At 40.2% G+C, this 21,955-nt stretch carries 22 protein-coding genes; 21 read left to right on the forward strand and 1 reads right to left on the reverse strand.

What is annotated here, in order from left to right:
- Positions 1-91: 91 nt before the first annotated feature.
- The 21 genes from WA256_RS14250 (at position 92) to WA256_RS14350 (ending at position 21,006) form a co-directional block, all read left to right on the forward strand.
- On the forward strand, positions 92-589 hold the full coding sequence (locus WA256_RS14250) for a DUF411 domain-containing protein (RefSeq protein WP_016708256.1): 498 nt from the start codon (positions 92-94) through the stop codon (positions 587-589).
- Positions 589-2,016 (forward strand): TolC family protein, encoded by a 1,428-nt coding sequence (locus WA256_RS14255; protein WP_135923577.1) that lies wholly within the window; start codon positions 589-591, stop codon positions 2,014-2,016. The genes WA256_RS14250 and WA256_RS14255 overlap by 1 nt, the downstream gene beginning before the upstream one ends.
- Positions 2,016-3,773 (forward strand): efflux RND transporter periplasmic adaptor subunit, encoded by a 1,758-nt coding sequence (locus tag WA256_RS14260; RefSeq protein WP_135923578.1) that lies wholly within the window; start codon positions 2,016-2,018, stop codon positions 3,771-3,773. The genes WA256_RS14255 and WA256_RS14260 overlap by 1 nt, the downstream gene beginning before the upstream one ends.
- Positions 3,774-3,787: 14 nt before the next feature.
- On the forward strand, positions 3,788-6,952 hold the full coding sequence (locus WA256_RS14265) for an efflux RND transporter permease subunit (protein ID WP_135923579.1): 3,165 nt from the start codon (positions 3,788-3,790) through the stop codon (positions 6,950-6,952).
- A gap of 88 nt (positions 6,953-7,040) precedes the next feature.
- Positions 7,041-7,652, forward strand: a complete 612-nt coding sequence (locus tag WA256_RS14270; protein WP_240704499.1) for a PepSY domain-containing protein — start codon at positions 7,041-7,043, stop codon at positions 7,650-7,652.
- The gene (locus WA256_RS14275; protein ID WP_045979604.1) at positions 7,652-9,484 is read left to right on the forward strand and encodes a 2Fe-2S iron-sulfur cluster-binding protein; all 1,833 of its coding nucleotides are present in this window, start codon (positions 7,652-7,654) and stop codon (positions 9,482-9,484) included. Before WA256_RS14270 ends, WA256_RS14275 begins: the two co-directional genes overlap by 1 nt.
- A 24-nt stretch (positions 9,485-9,508) precedes the next feature.
- Entirely contained in the window at positions 9,509-9,856 is a 348-nt protein-coding gene (locus tag WA256_RS14280) for a copper resistance CopC family protein (protein ID WP_016708251.1), read from the forward strand.
- Between the two features lie 18 nt (positions 9,857-9,874).
- Positions 9,875-10,762, forward strand: a complete 888-nt coding sequence (locus tag WA256_RS14285; protein WP_045979603.1) for a copper resistance D family protein — start codon at positions 9,875-9,877, stop codon at positions 10,760-10,762.
- Positions 10,763-10,777: 15 nt separating this feature from the next.
- Complete coding sequence (locus WA256_RS14290) at positions 10,778-11,248, forward strand: YybH family protein (RefSeq protein WP_008467847.1); 471 nt, start codon at positions 10,778-10,780, stop codon at positions 11,246-11,248.
- 27 nt (positions 11,249-11,275) lie between these two features.
- Complete coding sequence (locus tag WA256_RS14295) at positions 11,276-13,099, forward strand: copper resistance system multicopper oxidase (protein ID WP_193522133.1); 1,824 nt, start codon at positions 11,276-11,278, stop codon at positions 13,097-13,099.
- A complete protein-coding gene (locus WA256_RS14300) occupies positions 13,096-13,956 on the forward strand; it encodes a copper resistance protein B (protein ID WP_016708246.1) in 861 nt (286 codons plus the stop codon). The genes WA256_RS14295 and WA256_RS14300 overlap by 4 nt, the downstream gene beginning before the upstream one ends.
- A 673-nt stretch (positions 13,957-14,629) precedes the next feature.
- Positions 14,630-15,052 carry a hypothetical protein gene (locus WA256_RS14305; protein WP_004589264.1) on the forward strand — a complete coding sequence of 141 codons (423 nt, stop codon included), beginning with the start codon at positions 14,630-14,632 and terminating at the stop codon, positions 15,050-15,052.
- Positions 15,053-15,358: 306 nt separating this feature from the next.
- Positions 15,359-15,772 carry a MerR family transcriptional regulator gene (locus WA256_RS14310; RefSeq protein ID WP_335992464.1) on the forward strand — a complete coding sequence of 138 codons (414 nt, stop codon included), beginning with the start codon at positions 15,359-15,361 and terminating at the stop codon, positions 15,770-15,772.
- 101 nt (positions 15,773-15,873) lie between these two features.
- Positions 15,874-18,117, forward strand: a complete 2,244-nt coding sequence (locus tag WA256_RS14315) for a heavy metal translocating P-type ATPase (protein ID WP_193522135.1) — start codon at positions 15,874-15,876, stop codon at positions 18,115-18,117.
- Positions 18,118-18,128: 11 nt separating this feature from the next.
- On the forward strand, positions 18,129-18,482 hold the full coding sequence (locus WA256_RS14320; RefSeq protein WP_138627005.1) for a cupredoxin domain-containing protein: 354 nt from the start codon (positions 18,129-18,131) through the stop codon (positions 18,480-18,482).
- A 4-nt stretch (positions 18,483-18,486) separates the two neighbouring features.
- A complete protein-coding gene (locus tag WA256_RS14325; RefSeq protein WP_138627004.1) occupies positions 18,487-18,834 on the forward strand; it encodes a P-II family nitrogen regulator in 348 nt (115 codons plus the stop codon).
- Positions 18,824-19,159 carry a DUF2933 domain-containing protein gene (locus WA256_RS14330; protein ID WP_063529849.1) on the forward strand — a complete coding sequence of 112 codons (336 nt, stop codon included), beginning with the start codon at positions 18,824-18,826 and terminating at the stop codon, positions 19,157-19,159. The genes WA256_RS14325 and WA256_RS14330 overlap by 11 nt, the downstream gene beginning before the upstream one ends.
- A complete protein-coding gene (locus tag WA256_RS14335) occupies positions 19,152-19,817 on the forward strand; it encodes a methyltransferase family protein (protein ID WP_193522136.1) in 666 nt (221 codons plus the stop codon). Before WA256_RS14330 ends, WA256_RS14335 begins: the two co-directional genes overlap by 8 nt.
- Positions 19,801-20,223, forward strand: a complete 423-nt coding sequence (locus WA256_RS14340) for a hypothetical protein (RefSeq protein ID WP_062566152.1) — start codon at positions 19,801-19,803, stop codon at positions 20,221-20,223. Before WA256_RS14335 ends, WA256_RS14340 begins: the two co-directional genes overlap by 17 nt.
- A gap of 10 nt (positions 20,224-20,233) precedes the next feature.
- Complete coding sequence (locus tag WA256_RS14345) at positions 20,234-20,605, forward strand: hypothetical protein (RefSeq protein ID WP_019677951.1); 372 nt, start codon at positions 20,234-20,236, stop codon at positions 20,603-20,605.
- A gap of 50 nt (positions 20,606-20,655) precedes the next feature.
- Positions 20,656-21,006 carry a hypothetical protein gene (locus WA256_RS14350; RefSeq protein ID WP_062566151.1) on the forward strand — a complete coding sequence of 117 codons (351 nt, stop codon included), beginning with the start codon at positions 20,656-20,658 and terminating at the stop codon, positions 21,004-21,006.
- A 216-nt stretch (positions 21,007-21,222) separates the two neighbouring features.
- Here the strand turns inward: WA256_RS14350 and WA256_RS14355 are convergent, their stop codons facing one another.
- Positions 21,223-21,954, reverse strand: a complete 732-nt coding sequence (locus WA256_RS14355) for a MauE/DoxX family redox-associated membrane protein (protein WP_016708238.1) — start codon at positions 21,952-21,954, stop codon at positions 21,223-21,225.
- Position 21,955 lies beyond the last annotated feature (1 nt).

The following is a 21,955-nucleotide window of genomic DNA, read 5'->3' on the forward strand; positions in this document are numbered from 1 at the left end:
CTAAATTTCGCGCACATGTAATTAATTTTTCTGTTAGTCAATATAGCGTCGTAGCGCTATAGCTATTTTCCAGCGATGTCTGGGGGCAAAAATGATCAATAAGTATTTAAAAATAGCAGTTGTAATGCTGCTTTCACCTGCGTTTGCAAACGCCAATGAACATAAGCATGCACACAATAACGACGTAACACCTTTGGAGTTAATCGTTTATAAAACCCCTACTTGTGGGTGTTGTAAAAAATGGATAACTCATATTGAAGACAAAGGGATCGTTGCGCATTCCAAAGATTTCCGAAACATCGGCAATATCAAAACTAAGTATGGTATTAAACCTAATTACCGTTCATGCCACACGGCAGTGAGTAGAAATGGATTTGCCTTTGAAGGCCATGTACCCGCTAAGTTTATTCAGCAGTTCTTGTCAGAAGAGCACCCCAATGCGATTGGATTATCTGTCCCAGCAATGCCTGTTGGCTCTCCGGGTATGGAAGTCGGCGACCGCTTTATGTCATATAACGTATTAATTTTATTTAAAGATGGAACGAGTAAAGTATATGCAGAAGTTAAGGCTTATGAGGAGCAATTCTAATGAGATTAAATGTTTCAAGCCTTACTCTACTTTCAACTTCGCTAATGCTCGGCTTGTCTGTATTCTCAGCTCAAGCTGAGAAAGTAGTGTCACTTGAACAAGCTATCACCTTGGCTCAGCAAAATGATCCTTGGCTTCATGGGAGTCGGTTAAAACAAAGCGCGGTTGAAAATAGAAGTATCGCTTCAGGTACTTTGCCTGACCCCAAAGTATCACTAGGGATAATGAATTTACCAACAGATACTTGGGACTTAGATCAGGAAGGAATGACTCAACTAAAGGTTGGTGTTTCTCAAATGTTTCCTAGAGGTGATAGTTTAAAGATTAAACAAGAGCAATTAAAAATTGAGTCAACGAAATTTCCACTGCTACGAGAGGATCGTAAGGCTAAACTGATAAGCCAAGTATCACAGTTATGGTTAGATGCTTACTTAGCCCAACAAACCATTAAATTGATTGAAGCGGATTGGGCGCTCTTTGAGCAGATGGCGGAAGTTACTAAAGCTAGCTACTCAAATGTTGTTGGTAAAACCAGACAACAAGATGTTATTCGTGCTCAATTGGAAATCGTGCAGTTAGATGACCGATTAACTTCGCAAAAGCAGAAACTAGAAACAACAATCGCTCGCCTTAATGAGTGGCTTCATATCTACGATGCTGCTGGCTTGAATGAATCATTCAACTTTGATACGCAACCATTAGAGTTTAGGGTTTCTAAAAAGTTGCCTACAATTCATTTGAACAATTCAACAGTCCTAAAAGCATCTAATTACTCAAGAAATCTATTGGCTCAGGAGCTTTCGAATCACCCAGCCATACTTGCAATTGATATAAAACGCAAAGCTTCAGAAAAAGCAGTTGAGTTAGCTAAACAGCAATATGAGCCGCAATGGGGTGTTAATGCTAGTTATGCCTATCGTGACAATATGCCCTCTGGTGATAGCCGAGCTGATTTATTTTCTGTTGGAGTAACGTTTGATTTACCCTTGTTCACCGAGAACAGACAAGATAAGCAAGTTGCAGCTTCTATTGCAGATTCAGAGACTATTAAAACCGAGAAACTATTACTGACAAAGCAAATGATCAGTATGGTGGAAAAGGAGCTTAGACAGCTTAAGCGTTTATCTGATAGGCAATCTATCTATCAAGAACAACTCCTTAAACAAACTCATGACCAAGCAGAAGCGTCATTGACAGCTTACACAAATGATGATGGCGATTTTGCCGAAGTTGTTCGAGCAAGAATCGCAGAATTAAATGCCAGAATATCAGCCTTAAGAATTGATGTTGACGCACTTAAAACAGTTGCTCGTATCAACTATTTCTTTGCGCGTTCTCAATCTAACTCAAATGCTGAACATAAGTCGATGCAAACTTCACACAAAACTAATCAGCACTTATCCAATCAGCAATTTGGAGAAAAATAATGTCAACGAATACTAAAACAATTATTGCCATCATCATTGGTGCTGCACTAGGCGCAGGAGTATTGAGCTTATATCAAGGTGCAGGTTCAAACAGTAATAGAGATGAAACAACATCAGCAGAGAAAAAGCCTCTGTATTGGGTTGCACCGATGGATTCTAATTACCGCCGGGACAAGCCCGGTAAGTCGCCTATGGGGATGGATTTAATTCCTGTGTATGAGGAAGAATCATCTGGTGATGATTTTGGTCCCGGAGCAGTAAAAATTGCGCCTCATGTAGTGAATAACCTAGGGGTTCGCACTGCACCTGTTGAGCTGAAAAATATGCATACTGAAATATCAACGGTTGGTTACGTTCAATATGATGAAGATAAGCTAATTCATATCCACCCACGTGTTGATGGTTGGATTGAAAAACTCTATGTCAAAGCGGCAGGTAACCCTGTAGAGAAAGGGCAGCCTCTTTATACACTGTATTCTCCTCAGTTAGTTAACGCGCAAGAAGAACTTTTAATAGCTTTAAAGCGCGACAATAGTTCCTTAATTTCGGCGGCGAAAGATCGCCTTAAAGCGTTACAGCTTTCAGCAGATTTCATTCAAAAGCTAGAAAAGACTAGAAAAGTTCAGCAAACCATCACCTTTTATTCACCACAAGCAGGTGTTGTTGACGGTTTGAAGATTAGAGAAGGCTTTTATGTCAAGCCGGGAAACACCTTATTAAGCATTGGTCAACTAGAGCAAGTTTGGGTTGAAGCAGAAGTGTTTGAACGTGACGCAGCCTTAATTAAAGAAGGACTGCCTGTATCAATCACACTTGACTATTTACCCGGTGAGGACTGGGCTGGTGTCGTTGATTATGTTTATCCAACATTGAATAGTAAAACACGCACACTCAGAGTGAGACTGAAGTTTGACAACCCAGACTATCAATTAAAACCAAACATGTTTGCACAAGTCTCTATTCACGCTAATCAAGCTGATAGCACGATACTCGTACCTAAAGAAGCCGTCATTCGCACAGGTAAACAAGACAGAGTTGTACTTGCCTTGGGGGATGGGCAATTTAAGTCTATCGAAGTGACAATTGGCCGGGTTGATATCGATAGTATCGAAATCTTAGAGGGTCTTAATGAAGATGATGTTGTGGTGACATCTGCTCAATTCTTGATTGATTCTGAATCAAGTAAAAACTCTGATTTTAAACGAATGACTCATGACGAAGTGCCTAGCTCTGTTTGGATGGAAGGCGAAATCAACAGCGTCATGGCGGGACATCGTATGGTTAATATTACTCATGGGCCTGCTGAGGCTTGGGATTGGCCTGAAATGACAATGGACTTCGATGTGGGTGCAAAGGTAGATATTGATTCACTGAAGTCTGGTCAATCTTTGCACTTTGAAGTGAGCAAAACCGAAGACGGTGGATATGAAGTTACTGGAATTCATATCATGAGTGAGCCTGCTGATATGAGTGAAGAAGTATCATCAGCAACAGTATCAGGTTTAATTAATGCGATTGATATTGATACACGGATTCTAAATATTAGTAGAGGCCCAATAGATAAATGGGATAGGCCTGCTGCGACGATGGATTTTATCGTCGCGGACAATATAGAAATGGTTGATTTCAATGTCGGTGATAATCTCACTTTCACCTTTGAGGTAAGAGATGACTTAGTGATAACTGAAATTTCCCTTGAATCTGATGATCAACACGAGCATGAACAAAAAAGTGCTGTTGACCATTCGAATCATTAAGTGGGAGAAAAATAATGATTGAATCAATTATTAGGTGGTCTATCGGCAATCGTTTCTTTGTTTTGTTGATTACCTTAATTATCGCGTTTGGTGGTTTGTATTCATTACAAAAAACGCCAGTAGATGCACTCCCAGATCTTTCTGATGTGCAGGTGATAATTAAGACGAGTTATCCGGGACAGGCACCACAAGTTGTGCAGGATCAAGTGACATTTCCTCTTACTACAGCGATGTTATCAGTGCCGGGGGCGCAAACTGTTCGTGGTTACTCATTCTTTGGTGATTCCTACGTCTACATTATTTTTGATGATGATACTGATTTGTATTGGGCTAGAAGCAGAGTACTTGAATACTTAAGCCAAGTAGCATCAAGCCTGCCTGATTCGGCAAAACCTCAATTAGGACCTGATGCAACAGGTGTGGGTTGGGTATACATTTACGCTTTAACAGATAAGTCTGGAAACCATGATCTAAGCCAATTAAGAAGCATTCAAGACTGGTTCTTAAAGTATGAACTACAAACTGTTCCGGGCGTGTCCGAAGTTGCCGCCGTTGGTGGTATGGTTAAGCAGTATCAAGTGCAAGTAGATCCTGACAAATTGAGAGCTTACGATATTCCTCTAAGTTTAATACAAATAGCCTTACAAAAAGGGAACAAAGAAACTGGCGCATCCGTTGTGGAAATGGCTGAAGCTGAATATATGGTTACCGCAACGGGGTATATTCAATCAGTTAGTGATATAGAGAAAATTCCACTTGGTATTAACGAACAAGGCACGCCGTTGCGTATTGGTGATGTTGCCAACGTTAACCTTGGTCCTCAAATGCGCCGTGGTATCGCAGAACTTAATGGCGAAGGCGAAGTTGTTGGTGGCGTTGTCGTTATGCGCTTTGGTGAAAACGCTCAACAAACCATAAATGGGGTAAAAGAAAAGCTTGAGTCGCTCAAATCTTCTTTACCAGAGGGGGTGGAGGTTGTCCCTGTCTATGACAGATCGAAGTTAATAGATCGTGCTGTTGATAACCTTTGGAGCAAGTTGCTAGAGGAGCTTGCAGTCGTGGCTATTGTCTGTGTTGCTTTCCTATTTCATCTTCGCTCATCAATTGTGGCAGTTGTTACTCTACCATTAGGTATATTGGTGTCATTCATCATCATGTATATGCAAGGCATCAATGCCAATATTATGTCTTTAGGCGGTATCGCTATTGCTATTGGTGCGATGACTGATGGTGCAATAGTGATGATTGAAAATATGCATAAACATATGGAGAAAACACCACTAACAGATGAAAACCGTTGGCAAATTGTAGCTAAGGCTGCGAGTGAGGTAGGCCCTGCATTATTTTTTAGCTTGCTGATCATAACTGTCTCATTCTTACCTGTGTTTATCTTAGAAGCGCAAGAAGGAAGAATGTTTTCACCGCTCGCCTATACAAAAACCTATGCAATGGCTGCATCAGCAGGCTTGGCAATAACATTGGTGCCTGTTTTGATGGGCTACTTTATTCGAGGCAAAGTCGTCTCTGAAAAGAAAAACCCGTTAAACCGATTATTGATTGCTATCTACATGCCTGTTTTAAAGCAAGTCATGAAGTTTCCAAAATCGACAATAGTCGCAGCAGTATTAGTGACTATCGTTGGTTTTTGGCCTGTCGATAAAATTGGTAGTGAATTCATTCCGCCATTGGATGAAGGCGACCTTATGTATATGCCTACTACATATCCCGGCATTTCAATCGGTAAAGCAAGAGAGTTATTGCAGCAAACGGACAAGCTTATTCGCACTGTGCCAGAAGTTGAAAATGTATTCGGTAAAGTAGGACGAGCTGAAACCGCAACTGACCCTGCGCCTCTAACCATGATTGAAACCTTTATTCAATTGAAGCCACGGGAGGAGTGGCGAGAAGGCGTGACAACTGAGTCGTTAAAAGCTGAGTTTGATAAGTTGGTTAAATTTCCGGGCTTAACCAATGCTTGGGTCATGCCAATCAAGACCCGCATTGACATGTTAGCTACAGGTATAAAAACGCCTGTCGGTATTAAAGTCGCCGGACCAGAACTTGATGTAATTCAGGATATCGGCCAACAAATAGAACAACTCTTGCCAGAAGTGACAGGCACAGCGTCAGTTTACTCTGAACGAGTTGCAGGTGGACGATATATCAAGGTTGATATTTCACGAGATAAATCAAGTCGCTTTGGGTTAAATATCGAAGATGTCCAACAAGTAGTTTCTACTGCGATTGGCGGTATGAATGTGACACAAACGATAGAAGGTCAAGAGCGTTACCCTGTTAATCTGCGCTATCCGCAAGATTATCGAGATTCTCCTGAGCAGCTAGCACGATTACCTGTTGTAACACCAAGTGGTCAACGCATTGCACTAGGTGATGTTGCTGATATTCGAATAGAGAATGGCCCACCGGGTATTAAAAGTGAGAATGCCAGAATCAATGGTTGGACTTTCATTGATATTGATAGCGTTGATGTAGGTACTTATGTTGAAAATGCTAAAGAACACTTAGCAAATAACCTGACATTACCAGCAGGCTATTCAATTACTTGGGCCGGACAATACGAATATATGGAAAGAGCGAAAGAAAAGCTCACCTATGTATTGCCTTTAACACTCGCCATTATTGTTATTCTGCTTTACCTGAATTTCAGAGCGTTTAGTGAAGTGGCTATCATTATCGTTACCTTGCCGATGGCAATGATCGGTGGCTTATGGTTGATGTATCTAGAAGGGTTTAATTTCTCAGTAGCTGTTGGTGTGGGCTTTATCGCTCTAGCTGGTGTTGCGGTTGAGATTGGCGTGATAATGCTGGTTTATCTTAATCAAGCACTTGCTGAGCTTAAGGAAAAAGCGGTGGAGCGAGCAGAACTCATCTCAGATGATGCATATCAAGATGCATTATTGCACGGTGCTGGCTTACGAGTTCGTCCAGTAATGATGACGGTAGCTACAATCATTATAGGTTTAATGCCTATTTTATATGGTACTGGTACAGGTTCTGAGGTCATGAGCCGCATTGCTGCTCCTATGGTAGGCGGAATGACAAGTGCTGTGCTGCTCACGCTTATTGTACTCCCTGCAATTTACTCAATCATTAAAAAGCCTGAAGTAAATGCCTTTAACAAAGAGCTTTCTAACGTGGAGCCTGAGAATAATGCTTAGCACGGCTAGAAAATATCACAAATGGCTAATGGCATTTGTCGGAATACAATTCCTCTTCTGGTCTATTACAGGCGTGTATATGGTGACTATGGATATTCACTATATACACGGCGAAACCTTGGCTAAGAGTGAGGAACCCAAAATAGATTTAGCAAGTATGGATTACTCCATTGTAAAGCTAGCTGCGGATTATCCTAAAGCTAGCCAAGTTACACTTACTCAAAGTATGGGCCGCCCTTTGTATTCTTTTATTAATGGAGAAAATGGAAAAGTAGCAATAGATGCTAAAACTGGAGCTGTTCAGGCCCTTGTAGATGAAACCAAGGCTAAAGAAATCGCACAATACCATTATGCGCTGAATCATCAAATCGACAGCATAAGGTTGATTAAGTCAGCGACAAACTTGCCTGCTGAGTTGTCCCCAAGGCATTTACCTGTTTGGAGAGTGACGTTTGAGCAATTCTCCACACCGACATTTTATATAAGTCAACAAACAGGATCACTTGTTGCCAAGCGTCATGATTACTGGCGATTGTTTGATTGGATGTGGCGGTTCCACATTATGGATTACTATGATGGAGAAAACGTATCTAACTGGTTTTTGTTCTTGGTCGCAACTCTAGGTCTAATGGGAGCAATTACTGGCGCAGTATTGACTTATTACCGAGTGCTTTCCCCAAATAAAAAGGGAGTCATTTGATGCGACTATTTAAGTTAAATACAACGATACACAAGTGGCTTTCTTTATTTGTTGGTTTACAACTGCTTATTTGGTTGGGAACGGGCCTTTACTTCAATTTGATGGATCACAGTAAAGCCAGTGGTAATGAACTTAGAGTTCATTCTCATCATGAAGGTAGCATTACAGGCTTTGACCTATTCCCTATTAAAGACATTACTAGTAATGCTCCGCAGGAAGTAAACCTTATATGGGTTTTACATCAGCCTTACTATCATTTTGTGTTCGATAAGGGGCAGCATAGCTATCAAGAACGCCACTCAAAGCTATTTGATGCTGTAACAGGAAAGCCATTTAATTTGTCTGAAGAACAAGTACTAACTTTGGCAAAAAACTCCTACTCAGGACAGGGTAAGTTAACTACTCCAGTGTTATCTCAACCTCCGTTTTCTGATCACGTAAGGCAGCAAAATCCTATGTGGCAAGTTGCCGTTGAGGATGAGAACAATACAACTATTTATTTAGATAGTATTACAGGTCAAGTACTTCGCCATGCCAATGATGATTTCAGATTGAAAGATCTGATGATGAAGCTTCACTTTATGGACTATGGCAATTCTGGAGGATTTAACCATTGGTTGATCATTGCATTTGCTTTTGCAACGCTATTCCTTTCAATTACTGGTGTTACTTGGCTGATACAACAGTATAGAAGTGGTTTACTGAAGCTAGGTTGGGGCACTAACAGGCAAAAAGTGGCAGTGACGTTTTCCAATGAAAATACTATTACTGACATCTCAGCAGTTGGTCGCTCAACTGTATTAGAAGGGCTAGCTAGTTCACATGTATACCTTCCTTCAGGTTGCGGTGGTGGCGGTACTTGTGGCAAATGCGTGTTCTTAAGTTCAACTAAATTACCTATCACACTATCTGAACAGGAACATTTATCTCAGGAGCAACTTAAGGAAGGTTATCGGCTTGGATGTCAGCATAGGTTCTCTGAAATTAGTTCGATTGAAGTTAATACTGATCGCAATATTGAAAATCATGAGCTAGTTGTGGTTGCGACTAATTTCATTACTCCTTTTATCAAGGAAGTGAAATTTAAGCTGAAATCAGGCAAACAGTTGGCATTTAAAGCTGGTGCATATATGCAATTTGATGTGCCAGCAGGGATGAATAGCTTACGTCCAGATGATATGCCAGAGTGCTATGAAAAATACTGGGATAGCTACTATCATGGAAAATTTTCTCATAACGGTGTAACTCGCCACTACTCATTAGTTAACTTTGACGAGGAGTCTGATGAGTTAATGTTTAATATCCGTTGGCAGACCGCAAAGAATGGTTTTAAAGCAGGAATAGGTTCAAGTTATTTAGGTTCACTCCAAGTAGGTGAAACGATAACTGCAAGAGGCCCTTTTTCTGATTTTTATGCCACTTCAAATAAAAAAGTTAGTCGCGTGTTTATAGGTGCGGGTTCAGGACTTGCACCACTGAGGTCTATTATTTTTGAACAGTTGAAAAAGCATAAAGATAAAAGTGGTTTGACTCTTATCTATGGTGCGCGAACTGAAGATGACTTGCTATACCATAATGAATTGAAGTCACTGAGTGAGAAGCATAAAAACTTCTCTTATATTCCTACTCTTTCTAATCCTTCAGAAGAATGGCAAGGGCACTCAGGCTATGTTCAAAAAGTACTTCTGCCGTATATGAACCAAAAAGCAGAACTGCATTTGGCTGAGTTTTACTTGTGCGGTCCAGAAGCAATGATGAGTGAAGTGGAAAAAATAATTACAGATGCTGGGATTCCAAGTAATCAAATTTTCAAAGATAAATTTAGTCGTTAATCCATTAAATAAATAGAGGTATATATGAAAACATTAATTAAACTTTTAACCATAATCAGTGTTGTTTTTAGTAGTGCAGTATTTGCACATGTGCATCTTGAAAAAAGCGTGCCTGCTGATAATGCAATGCTAATGAATACTCCAGAAAAATTGACATTGGGATTTAGCAAAGAGGTACGTGTAGTTAAAGTTACGTTGAAAAATAAAAAAGGTGAAAATATTAAATTTGACTTTAAACCATCAAAAGAAGCTTCCAGAGAGTTTTCATGGGAACTACCTAAATTAGCTCCAACAAACTATATCGTTGATGTGACCTATTTAGGTAAAGATGGACATAAAATGAAAGATAGCTTCGGCTTTATGGTTCATTAGTAAGGCTGTGTGATTGATATGGAAATGTATATCTGGAATACAGTCATTGTACTGTCAAAAATTGTATTTTACGTCGGCTTTGCCTGTATTGCCGGCTATACATTTTTCAGACAAATTTTTGAGCATAATGAATCTCATAGTAATGCTGTAATAGCGAATTTAACGTGGACAAGAACTTATATAGTTATGGCTTTGATCGCTAATATTACTTGGTTCTTTGCCAGTACTGGTGCAATGGCAGAAGAGGGAATTCAGGGGGCGATAGACGCTGATATATTGGCTATTATGTGGGACTCCTCTGTCGGCACTGGAGCTTTGCTTCGAGCGCTTGGGCTAGTTACCGCAATAATCGCTTTAGCTTTAAGGTTCAAACTCGCTGTGAACTCGTACTTAAAACAAAGCGCTTTAATGTTGAGTTTATTAATCCTTGCATACTCATTCACGTTACTGGGTCATATTTCTGAGTTAGGCACAATTGAAAAAGGCTTGCTTATTTTGCATGTGCTCGTTATGGCATGGTGGTTTGGGGCGTTATTGCCACTAAAACAGGCTTGCCATCAGCTAAGTTATGCAGAACTTCATTTGCTGATGGAAAGCTTTGGCAAACAAGCAAGTTTTACATTGAGCCTATTGTTGGTAGCAGGCCTCTGGCTCGTGATTCAATTGGTCGGAAGTCTTGATGCACTAATAAGCTCAAGTTACGGACAAACACTGTTGTTTAAATTGGCCCTTGTAGTGTCTATTTTGGCACTTGCTGCTAAACATAAACTAATACTCGTTCCACAACTTAAAAATAGTCAAGGCAGAGAGGCTTTATCTAAATCTATCTCGATAGAAATGGTAGTAGCTTTTGCCATTTTATCTGTAACGGCTGGGCTTACTAGTGTTGTTGGCCCTGCAAATTAAAACCTAAAAGAGAGAATGAAAATGAAAACAATAAATATATTACTCGTTTTATTAATGACGTTTAGTTTCGCAGCAAACGCTCATGGTGATAAGAACAAAGACAAAGGTTTGTTTAAAGGTATAGATACCCCAGCCGCAAAAGTTGTTTTGGCATTTCATCAAGCACTTGAAACTGGCAATCAAAAACAGGCTAGAGCGCAGTTAGCGGATGATGTCACCATTTTCGAGGGAGGCCGCGTTGAAAGGAGCGCTGATGAATATGCTCATCATCATATGTTGTCGGATATGAAGTATTTAGCAGCGATGAAGAGCGACACACTTGAACATCAAGTGACGATACTTGGAAATACCGCTATCTCTGCGTCGCGCAGTCAAACTACAGGTACTCATAAAGGTGTTGAACGCGATTATCAAGGCATGGAAACGATGGTGCTGGAAAAACAAAATGGTGAATGGAAGATTAAGCACATTCATTGGTCACATTAATTTATTGTTCAAACAACGGAGAGTAAAATGAGAAATAACAATCCATTACATCAAGTTTCTACGCCACGTAGACGCTTTGTACAAGGATTAGCTGCTGGCGGTGTATTAGCTGCTTTTCCAAGTGTTCTTCATGCAGCTTCATCTTTGCTTGCTGGAACTTCAACAGGTACTGCGCCCGAACTAAGTGGGGAAGTCATAGATCTGGTGATAGATGAGTCACCAGTAAACTTCACAGGTGTTGTAAGAATGGCTACAACAATCAATGGCTCAATACCAGCTCCTACCTTGCGCCTCAGAGAAGGTGATGACGTTACTATCAGGGTAACGAATAAATTATCAGTGCCGAGTTCAATTCATTGGCATGGGATCATTCTTCCGTATCAAATGGATGGCGTACCGGGTATTAGCTTTAAAGGTATAATGCCGGGTGAAACCTTTGTTTATAAATTTAAGCTGCAACAAAGCGGCACATATTGGTATCACTCACACAGTGGTTTTCAAGAAATGACAGGTATGTACGGCGCATTAATTATTGAGCCAAGAGAAAAGGATATTATTAGTGCTGACAATGAGCATGTCATCCAATTGTCTGATTGGACTGATGATGACCCAATGGATTTGTTTCGCAAGTTAAAAGTACAGAGCGATGTATTTAACTTTAATCAACCTACTGTTCCAGAGTTTTTTGATGACATTTCAAATAGCAGCGTTTCAAATGCGCTACAACGCCGGGAAATGTGGAATAAAATGAGAATGAACCCTACAGATCTTGCAGACTTATCAGCATCTGCAATGACTTTTTTAATGAATGGTTGTGCGCCTTTGACAAATTGGCGTGGAATGTTTAAAGCTGGCGAAAAGGTTAGGCTTAGATTTATTAACGGTTCTAGCAATACGTTTTTTGATGTAAGAATACCTGAGCTGAAGTTAACAGTTGTACAAGCTGATGGACAAAATGTTGAACCTGTGACAGTAGATGAATTTAGATTTGGTCCCGGTGAAACTTATGATGTACTTGTCGAGCCAAAAAATGACGCATATACGATTTTTGCACAAAGCATGGATCGCTCAGGTTATGCTAAAGGTACTTTATCAATGGCACCTAACGTTGATGCACCAGTACCTTCTTTAGACCCCGTTGAGTGGTTAACGATGACAGATATGATGGGCAATATGACCCATGATAGTGTGCATTCTACAATGGCTGATACGGCAGGTATGTGGGGCATGAATTCTAATAAAATGGATCATAGTGCAATGGGTCATGGAGCGATGGCAATGGATCATAGTAAACATGGAATGACTAAAAACCCATTAGCTGTTGCTAGCACTAAAGTGCGTCATGCAAAAACAGAGTATGGAGCTTCTGTTGATATGCGTGTTGATATGCCTAGAACAAACCTTGATGATCCCGGTATAGGTTTACGTAAAAATGGACGCCGTGTTTTAACACTTGCAGATTTACATTCTCTTGAGGGAATTACAAGCCAGCAAGAGCCTGAGGCTGAAATTGAATTACATTTAACTGGAAACATGGAGCGTTATAGCTGGTCATTTGATGGCTTGGAATTTGGAAAAAGCACGCCAGTTCACATGAAGCATAATCAACGTTTAAGAGTTATTTTACAAAACGATACAATGATGACACATCCAATGCACCTGCATGGTATGTGGAGCGATTTGGAGAATGAAAAAGGTGATGTACAGGTTCGTCGCCATACTATCCCTGTACAACCAGCGCAAAGAATTAGTTTTTTAACAACACCTCATGACGTAGGTCGCTGGGCATGGCATTGCCATTTATTATTCCACATGGATGCAGGTATGTTTAGAGAGGTAGTTGTATCATGAGAAAATTAATACTAACCAATACGTTAAAACTATTATTAATAGGTTTGCCCCTTATAAGTGTATCTGTATCTGCAAAAGATGAGATGACTGAGATGGGTGATTCTAAAATGCAAGCACAAGGTGGAGATGCACCTAAAGATGCTAGAGACCCTCATGCTTATGCCGCAGGTACAACATTGACTGAAGGTCCTTATGCACTCAATAGCGACAAACGACTGACTTTGGCAGATGAGCATTCATTTTACGCGCTACTAGGGGATCGTCTTGAATATAATGAGCAAACAAACGCAGGTGTTTTTGACTTTCAGGCATGGTATGGCACTACTTTTGATAGATTAGTCATCAAAACTGAAGGAGATTTTAGCGAAGGTAATTTAGAGGAGAACCAAACAGATTTTCTATGGGGCCACGCAATATCTGCTTATTGGGATACACAAGTCGGTATTCGACTTGATTACAATAACGAAGGTGAAAACCGCAAATGGCTAGCTTTTGGTTTACAAGGTCTAGCCCCCTACTGGTTTGAAATTGATATGACTGCGTATTTAGGAGAGCAAGGTAATAGTGCATTTTCGATCGAAGCTGAGTATGAGCTATTACTTACTCAAAAGTTAATTGTTCAACCACGAGCAGAGTTGACGCTTTACGGTAAGGATGACGTCCAAAATAACCTTGGTAGTGGCTTGTCTAGCAGTGCTATTGGTTTTCGGGTTCGTTATGAGTTTACCCGCCAGTTTGCTCCCTATGTTGGCGTTGAGTGGACAAATAAATTTGGTAATACAGCCGACTTTGCGAAGTTAAATGGGCAAAGTACTCGTGATACTGCTTTTGTTGCAGGTATCAAGTTCTGGCTCTGATGTGAAGAAATACTATATTGACTTGATGAGAGCTACCGCAACTATATTGATGGTAGCTTTCGTTTTTTGGGATTTAAACCATTTTAGTTATGTTAGGAAAGGCCTAGCTAATAGTTTTTTTGGAAAGAACTAAGAGCAGTAATAGTAAGCTACTTCTTGTTTTCAGTCGGTGCCAGTCTGGTGTATACCTATCAAGGTGGAATATCAGCTAAGAAGTAAAGTTGGCGAATGGTTAAGGTTAAAGAGTCAAGGCAAAAAACATCGCCATTGAAAGACCTACAATAGGCCATTTTATCACTTTTGATGAACGGGAATTGGATGTGCCCGGGATAGAACCGATTGTTGCAAAGTACAGCGCTTAAAGCTGAACAATTGGAAAAATGATCCCTTACTCAATACCTAATTATGAGCGTAGGGTTTTTATTTCTTTTAATGGTGCTCATGCTTGGCTTCAATCTCATGAGTATAAATTAGACACCCCTTTTATACTTGTGAAGTTTAAGCTGTTTAAAAAAGTAAAAAGTAAAAAGTAAAAAGTAAAAAGTAAAAAGTAAAAAGTAAAAAGTAAAAAGTAAAAAGTAAAAAGTTTAGGTTTTAGTTCAAAGGTTGATCAAGATCATAAAATTATTTTTATAAAGTGGCTAATATTGTAGGTGCTAAAGAAGGAATGATAATGTTTGGACTTTTCAGGTGGTTTAAAATAGTAATAATAACTGTGTTGCTTACGCAGCATGGCTTTGCTATTGCTAAACCAATGAATTGTGAAGAGCATCATAATGGCTCATCCGACACGCATATTATACAACCAAGCAAAAATATGCATCATCAATCAATGATTGACAATAGTCACTATCACACTGAAAATTCGCAAGATTCTAAAAACCGTCATGGTGATGAAGACTGTGAAAAATGTAAAGCTGGTGATTGTGTTTGTTGTGAAGGCGGTTTTTGTACAAGCTTTCATTTAAATGCCTATCTTGTGGAAGCGCAAGACGAAGGTATTTGCAATATTCATTCTGAGCTAATTCTACAGCGTACACCCCTACCAAAATCTGGTATCCATCTCTTACTTTATCGTCCACCAATTATTGGCTAATCACAGGATCAGTGCGTCTTTTTTTCGCCACTCCCATCAAAAATAGAATGACTTATTCATTGATTTAAATAATCAATTGTTTTGAACGATTAGTACGATATTTGGAAAGGCATTATGAAAATGCTCAAGTTATTGCCATTTACAGTAATTAATACTGTCGATTTTGGCCGAGATTCCTCTTTTTACCAAAAATTAGTTTTTAGCTTTTGCATTATTAATCACGAATAATCACTTGACCTGTGTCTTAGACACAGGTCTAAGCTGTAGGTGAGATTACAAACTTAGGTGAAGAACTAAGGAGTGAACATGAAAGTTGCAGAGCTGGCAAAAAGCCTTGGAACGACTGCTGATACGGTGCGCTATTACTCGCGATTGGGATTGTTAAAACCTGCTAAGTCAGTGAACGGCTACAAGTCATACTCGAATAAAGAAGTATCGAGACTTAAATTCATTTTAAGTGCCAGAAACCTTGGTTTTTCTGTTGCAGATATCAAGCAAATTCTTAATGAATCTGAAGATGGTAAAAGTGCGTGCCCATTAGTCAGAAGCCTGATCAAAGAGAGGCTTGAAGAAACAGAAAAACAGTTTCAAGCAATGTTGGCACTTCGAGGAAAAATGTCTTCAGCTCTTTCTCAATGGGAAGAAATGGAAGACAAAGCGCCGACTGCAAACATGGTTTGTCATCTCATCGAAAACTTTGAGCAAATTGAAAAGGCATAGGAGGAAAAATGGTGACTACTAATACAAATATAGAAACCGAATCAGGCTGTTGCTGTCAGGCAAAAGCTCAATCCTCTTCGTGTAAAAGTAAGGAGAATACGTTGGAGAAAGTATCACATAACCAACAGCTCATCATTGAAGGAGCTGGGTGTGCTAGCTGTGTAGGCAAAATTGAAGGGGCGTTAAAGGCAACTCTTGGTGTAGTCAGTGCGGAAATGAATTTTGCTGATAGGACTGTAACAGTTTCTGGGACAGCTAAGACAGAAGAATTGATCAAAGCTGTTGAGTCTGTGGGGTATAACGCGAAGCCAATTGATGATAGCTCGGCAGCAGATGCGCTTGACGAGAAAGAAGCGGCTGATTGGGCATATTATAAAAAACTAATGCGCGATACGTTTATTGCCCTTTCACTCGGTGTTCCTTTGATGATCTACAGCATTGTGGTTGGAGAAATGACGGTTGAAACAAACCTTGAACGCATGTCTTGGCTGGTTGTAGGCATTTTAACTTTTGGTGTTATGTATTTTTCAGGTAAGCATTTTTATGTTGGCGCTTGGAAAAGCTTTAAAAACCACTCCGCTAATATGGACACTTTAATAGCTTTAGGAACAGGTACAGCTTGGGTGTATTCGATGGTTGTCGTGTTTGCACCTGACGCCGTTCCATTAATGGCACGGCATGTTTATTTTGAAGCTACCGCCATGATCATTGGCTTAATTGATTTAGGTCTGGCATTAGAAATAAAAGCCAGAGGTAAAACCTCTGAGGCCATTAAGCGTCTTATCGGCTTGCAGGCCAAAACGGCAACCGTAGTTCGTGATAGCAAAGAAGTTCAGATTGGTATTGAGCAGGTTTTACTTAACGATATTGTAAAGGTAAAACCGGGCGAAAAAATTCCCGTCGATGGTGTGGTATTGGAAGGGCACACCTCTATTGATGAGTCCATGCTGACAGGCGAGCCTATGCCTGTTGAAAAAGCCGAAGAAGATGAGGTTGTCGCTGGTACTTTGAACAAATCAGGCATGATTATGTTTAAAGCCACACGTGTTGGAAAAGACACGGCGCTTGCGCAAATCATCAATATGGTGAAACGAGCACAAAATTCTAAACCGCCGATTGGCCGCTTGGCTGATGTTATTTCAGCTTTTTTCGTTCCTGTTGTCATGATCATCTCTGTGTTAAGTGCGCTAGCATGGCTTAACTTTGGACCTGAGCCAGCAATTGCTTTTGCCATCGTATCAGCAACTACTGTACTCATTATTGCCTGCCCATGTGCTTTGGGCTTGGCAACGCCCATGTCTGTCATGGTCGGAGTAGGAAAGGCCGCAGAAGCAGGCGTGCTAATTCGCAACGGTGAAGCACTGCAAACCGCCTCTAAAATCACTGCCATGATTTTAGATAAAACGGGCACTATTACTGAAGGGGCACCTAAGGTAACCGATATTGTTTTAGCAAAAGCTACGGACGAAAAAGACGTACTACAGCTTGCTGCAAGTTTAGAGAGCGGCTCAGAGCACCCTTTAGCGCAAGCGATTGTTGAAAGTGCGTTAGATAAGGATATTGAGTTACTAAAAATTGAAGCGTTTAACGCCATTACGGGTTTTGGTGTAGAAGCAAACTGCAACAATAAAGCCCTGCTTTTCGGAAACGATAAACTAATGAAGTTAAAAGGCATAGACCTCACAGGCTTTGTTGAACAAGCGCAGTCTTTAGCCAAAGAAGCCAAAACACCTATGTACTTTGCTGTAGATGGTGAACTTGCAGCAATCATTGCTGTTGCAGATCCTATCAAGTCAGACTCAATCTCTGCTATCAAACGACTTCAGGCTAATGGTATACGCGTCATCATGTTAACGGGTGATAACAAGGAAACCGCTGCTGCTGTTGCCAAAAAAGCGGGTATTAGTGAGTTTCTTGCTGAAGTGCTGCCAGAAGATAAAGCCAACAAGGTGAAAGAGCTACAAGAAGGCGGCGAAATTGTTGGTATGACAGGAGATGGCATCAACGATGCTCCTGCGCTAGCGTTAGCCGATGTTGGCTTCGCCATAGGCACAGGGACTGATGTAGCTATCGAAAGTGCTGACATTACCCTAATGCGTGGTTCACTTCATGGCCTAGCTGATGCCATAGCGGTAAGCAAAGCTACTTTACGAAATATAAAACAAAACTTGTTTGGCGCGTTTGTCTATAACGTAGCCGGGATTCCTTTTGCTGCGGGGGTTCTATATCCCTTCTTTGGCATTCTGCTTAGCCCTGTAATTGCAGGTGCTGCAATGGCGTTTTCGTCATTGACTGTAGTGTCAAATGCAAATCGACTTCGCTTGTTTAAAGCAAAAGAGCATTAAGGAGAAACACGATGATGTTAATTAACTTATTAGGCTTAGTGTTAATCGCACTGATTGTTTGGTGGTTTTGGCTATACAAACCCAATAAAACAATTGTTCAAGGTAATGAAGTACTCATTGAAGTGAGGGATGGCGTGTATTCACCATCCTCAATCCAAGTGTCTGCTAGTCAACCTGTCACTCTGAAGTTTATGCGCAAAGATCAATCACCCTGCGCTGAAACAATGCTTATTCCATCATTGGAGGTAAGCGAGCAGCTTAAATTAAATGAAATTACTCAAATTACCTTATTGAACTTATCACCGGGAGAGCATGAGTTTCATTGTCAGATGCAAATGTATCGCGGTGTCTTAAAGGTTGTTTAGGAGGATGAAAAAAGTGACCGCCATTTTCGATGAAATGGTGTTAACACGAGTAGAAGAGGCACTACTTTCACATGGCTATAAAGGCTTTACCATTCATAAAGCAACGGGCAGAGGTGCATATGCTGATACTTACAACAGAAATCACTTATCAGCACATATAGTTATGACAATTTATGTTGCTTTTGATGATGCAGAACATGTTGCTAAAGTTTTGCTTGATGCAGCGTATACCAACGTTGAAGGAGAAGGACTAGTTAGTATCTCCCCTGTGGATAATCTCTTCTGGATAAATTCTAAGTCTGAAGCTTCAGCGGAAAATTTAAGGTCAATAGGAGGCCAATATGAAAAATGAGCACCCTAAATTTTGGTCAACACCCACGGGTTGGGCTGCATTGGTGCTTATTGCCGCAGCCACCTATTTTTTAATCTTTGAACATGGACAGCATGTACTGCAATTTCTTCCTTATTTGATTTTATTGCTATGCCCGTTGATGCACGTATTTATGCATGGCAGTCATGGCAAACATGGCCACGATCATTCACATGCGCCTGATGAGAAAAAGGAAGAGAGCTTTCAAGAACTCACGGATAAAAATGCTGCCTATCGTGACGGCTACATACAAGGTTTAGAAGAAGGACGTAAGGAATCACATAAAAAGGAGAACAGTGATGAATGAGACATATGATTATGGCTTATGGTCAATGGTGATACTGAACTCAGCAATTTTTATCTTTTTTGCCTTTAGTTTTGTCAAACCAAAAACATCTACTGATTGGCGAAGCCTTGGAGCGTTCTCCGCCTTTATTGTTGCCCTATTTACTGAAATGTATGGCTTTCCTTTAACTATCTATTTTCTGTCGGGGTGGCTGACGGAGACCTATCCAGAAGTAAATTTCTTTGCGCATGAGAATGGGCATTTATTACATACTTTCTTTGGATTTCAAGGTGATGCCCATTGGGACCCATTTCATATAGTGAGTATGGTGTTTATTGTTGCAGGTTTCTTTATGTTGTCTTCAGCATGGAATGTATTGCATCACGCGCAAAAGCATCATCAATTGGCTACAACTGGATGGTATGCAAGGTGTCGCCACCCACAGTATGTAGCTTTCATTCTAATCATGTTCGGCTTTTTATTGCAGTGGCCGACAATCCCAACACTTGCGATGTTTCCGATCTTAGTCGTTGTTTACGTCAAGCTAGCGAAACGCGAAGAAGCACAGGCGATTGCTGAATTTGGTTCGGAGTACCACAGGTATATGGAATCGACACCAAGTTGGATCCCAAGTTTTAATAAAAGTGTAGAAGGTAAAAATCATGAAAACGTTAACTAAATCAATTTTATTTATTAGTTCACTACTGATAACCACTAGCTCATTTGCCCAAAACAATGAGCATAAACATGAAGGTGCGAACAAAGCTGATATGCATCAAGGCATGACAATACCACATGAGAACATGGGAGAAATGCATAAAAAAATGATGGAAATGAAAAAGGAAGTCCATGCCATTAAAACTGAAAAAGATCCTGACAAGCAACAGCAGATGATGGTTGAACATCACCGTTCAATGATGAAGATGATGCAATCCATGCACAAAAATATGGAAGAAATGCCAATGCATCAACAAATCAAGATGACTGAACATCATTTAGAAATGATGGAGAACATGATGCCGCAGATGAACCGGAAAATGGAAGAAATGAAAGATAGCAATCAACAGCATTCACACAAACATTAGGAGAAAAATTATGAGCGATTTAGATCATAGAGTTGGCGTTAGAGAGCAAAATTTAGTTGTTCGAAATCTAAAGCTTAGCAATGTCACAGAAGAAAGCTGTGACGAGTTAGTAAAAGAAATAGATCAGCTTTTTGGTATAGATGAAGTTAGTTACAACATCAAAGAAGGTGAAATACACCTTGCCTATGATGCCGCAAACGTAAGCCTTGATGGGATTGAGGAGGTAATCCGTAAGTATGGCGCAGATGTTCATGATGATTGGTGGACACATACTAAAGAAAGTTACTATAAATTTGTTGATCAGAACATCAAAGATAACTCTGTTCATAAGCCTTGGAGTTGTCATCAAGCACCTTCGGGGGCTGGCCGGAAAAACAAATGAATTCATAAAAAAGTGTATAGATAATTAGTTAGTCAAATGAGGTAACAGTGATGAAAACACCCTATATAAAAGCTCTTTTATTGCTTACATTCGGTTTATATTTAGTGGGTTGTTCTAATACCACTTTTTATCATAAATACATGATGAGAGGTCAGGTAGTAGAAAGTTCTGATAATCGAACTCTAATCTGTATTGGTGCTAAGCATGGCGCAGAGGTTGGGCAAAAATACAGTGTTATTAGATTCCATGAAAGAATAGTATTGAGTGAAGGTGACGATCCCTACACTATCGAAAAGGTAGGAACGGTACAAATTACTAAAATTGTGAATGATCATTTCGCAACTGTAAAGCTAGTGTCTGGTGACATTGCAGCGAAAGATATGGTGGAACTTGAAAACTAATAAAGTGGTGGCGAAAGCCACCACAAGAGCATAACAATAAAACTTAATGAAAAAGCTTTAGTGTTATTTTGTACAACCTTTGAGATTGTTTGCTCAGTTCTGGTTATCTTGATGCCAGTACGACAGAAAAAATGTTACATATGGATTAGAAAGGTGTGGGCTGGCATCCTAGGTCTAATCTTAACAGTTAAGGAGCCGCCGAATAGAGCTATACCTTTACATCAGCAGCATAATCAATGCTCCCGCGATCATAAATAAGTTTTCAGATAGCGATACAAATCCAAGTGGCACACTACTATCGCCGCCTACACAGGCACACTTTAACTGGCGTTTGTCAATGTAAACGGCTTTGAAAACTGAAATTGCTCCAACTGTGCCGATAAACAATGAAAATGGTGCCACTGCGAGAGGCTGTAGTTGGGCAACCATACCAATACCTGCATATGCTTCAATGAAGGGATAAATATAACCATATCTTATCCATCTCATCGCTAGTAAATCATAAGTAATAAACGAATTTGTGAAACTGTATAGGTCTTTCAGTTTTTGCACCGCTAAGAGCGTCATTGAAAAAGCTATAAATAGCATCAGTGTTCTGATGGAGATAAATGAGCCGGAAGCAAAATGTTGAGATGCGACAGCAAGAAGTGCAGCTATCGAGAAAATGGCTACAACTGGCGTGTAGGTTGTGCCAGTTTGACCTGCTTCATCTTTACCAAAATACTCTCTTAAGTCATCGTATCCTCCGACACGCTTTCCTTCAATAAAGGTTTGTGGCGTAGTTTTGACATCATGCTTATCTTTGAAGTCATCAGCTTGTTGTCTTGACGTGAGCTTATGATCTTCTACATCATACCCTTGCCTCTCCAGCAAATCTTTCGACCTTAAACCATAGGGGCAGATATGTTCGTCAGTGACCATTCTGTACAGGGTAGCTGTCTTAGTCATC

Source organism: Pseudoalteromonas sp. CH_XMU1449-3 (assembly GCF_037027245.1).
GTDB lineage: Bacteria > Pseudomonadota > Gammaproteobacteria > Enterobacterales > Alteromonadaceae > Pseudoalteromonas > Pseudoalteromonas shioyasakiensis.

What these genes read in the sequence shown, in the direction of transcription:
- WA256_RS14345 (WP_019677951.1), top strand. Translation starts at nt 20,234, where the DNA reads ATGAGCGATTTAGATCATAGAGTTGGCGTTAGAGAGCAAAATTTAGTT.
- WA256_RS14325 (WP_138627004.1), top strand. Translation starts at nt 18,487, where the DNA reads ATGAAAAAAGTGACCGCCATTTTCGATGAAATGGTGTTAACACGAGTA.
- WA256_RS14255 (WP_135923577.1), top strand. Translation starts at nt 589, where the DNA reads ATGAGATTAAATGTTTCAAGCCTTACTCTACTTTCAACTTCGCTAATG.
- WA256_RS14290 (WP_008467847.1), top strand. Translation starts at nt 10,778, where the DNA reads ATGAAAATGAAAACAATAAATATATTACTCGTTTTATTAATGACGTTT.
- WA256_RS14300 (WP_016708246.1), top strand. Translation starts at nt 13,096, where the DNA reads ATGAGAAAATTAATACTAACCAATACGTTAAAACTATTATTAATAGGT.
- WA256_RS14265 (WP_135923579.1), top strand. Translation starts at nt 3,788, where the DNA reads ATGATTGAATCAATTATTAGGTGGTCTATCGGCAATCGTTTCTTTGTT.
- WA256_RS14260 (WP_135923578.1), top strand. Translation starts at nt 2,016, where the DNA reads ATGTCAACGAATACTAAAACAATTATTGCCATCATCATTGGTGCTGCA.
- WA256_RS14295 (WP_193522133.1), top strand. Translation starts at nt 11,276, where the DNA reads ATGAGAAATAACAATCCATTACATCAAGTTTCTACGCCACGTAGACGC.
- WA256_RS14275 (WP_045979604.1), top strand. Translation starts at nt 7,652, where the DNA reads ATGCGACTATTTAAGTTAAATACAACGATACACAAGTGGCTTTCTTTA.
- WA256_RS14285 (WP_045979603.1), top strand. Translation starts at nt 9,875, where the DNA reads ATGGAAATGTATATCTGGAATACAGTCATTGTACTGTCAAAAATTGTA.
- WA256_RS14335 (WP_193522136.1), top strand. Translation starts at nt 19,152, where the DNA reads ATGAATGAGACATATGATTATGGCTTATGGTCAATGGTGATACTGAAC.
- WA256_RS14350 (WP_062566151.1), top strand. Translation starts at nt 20,656, where the DNA reads ATGAAAACACCCTATATAAAAGCTCTTTTATTGCTTACATTCGGTTTA.
- WA256_RS14250 (WP_016708256.1), top strand. Translation starts at nt 92, where the DNA reads ATGATCAATAAGTATTTAAAAATAGCAGTTGTAATGCTGCTTTCACCT.
- WA256_RS14280 (WP_016708251.1), top strand. Translation starts at nt 9,509, where the DNA reads ATGAAAACATTAATTAAACTTTTAACCATAATCAGTGTTGTTTTTAGT.
- WA256_RS14330 (WP_063529849.1), top strand. Translation starts at nt 18,824, where the DNA reads ATGAAAAATGAGCACCCTAAATTTTGGTCAACACCCACGGGTTGGGCT.
- WA256_RS14305 (WP_004589264.1), top strand. Translation starts at nt 14,630, where the DNA reads ATGTTTGGACTTTTCAGGTGGTTTAAAATAGTAATAATAACTGTGTTG.
- WA256_RS14340 (WP_062566152.1), top strand. Translation starts at nt 19,801, where the DNA reads ATGAAAACGTTAACTAAATCAATTTTATTTATTAGTTCACTACTGATA.
- WA256_RS14270 (WP_240704499.1), top strand. Translation starts at nt 7,041, where the DNA reads ATGGATATTCACTATATACACGGCGAAACCTTGGCTAAGAGTGAGGAA.
- WA256_RS14310 (WP_335992464.1), top strand. Translation starts at nt 15,359, where the DNA reads ATGAAAGTTGCAGAGCTGGCAAAAAGCCTTGGAACGACTGCTGATACG.
- WA256_RS14355 (WP_016708238.1), bottom strand. Translation starts at nt 21,954, where the DNA reads ATGACTAAGACAGCTACCCTGTACAGAATGGTCACTGACGAACATATC.
- WA256_RS14320 (WP_138627005.1), top strand. Translation starts at nt 18,129, where the DNA reads ATGATGTTAATTAACTTATTAGGCTTAGTGTTAATCGCACTGATTGTT.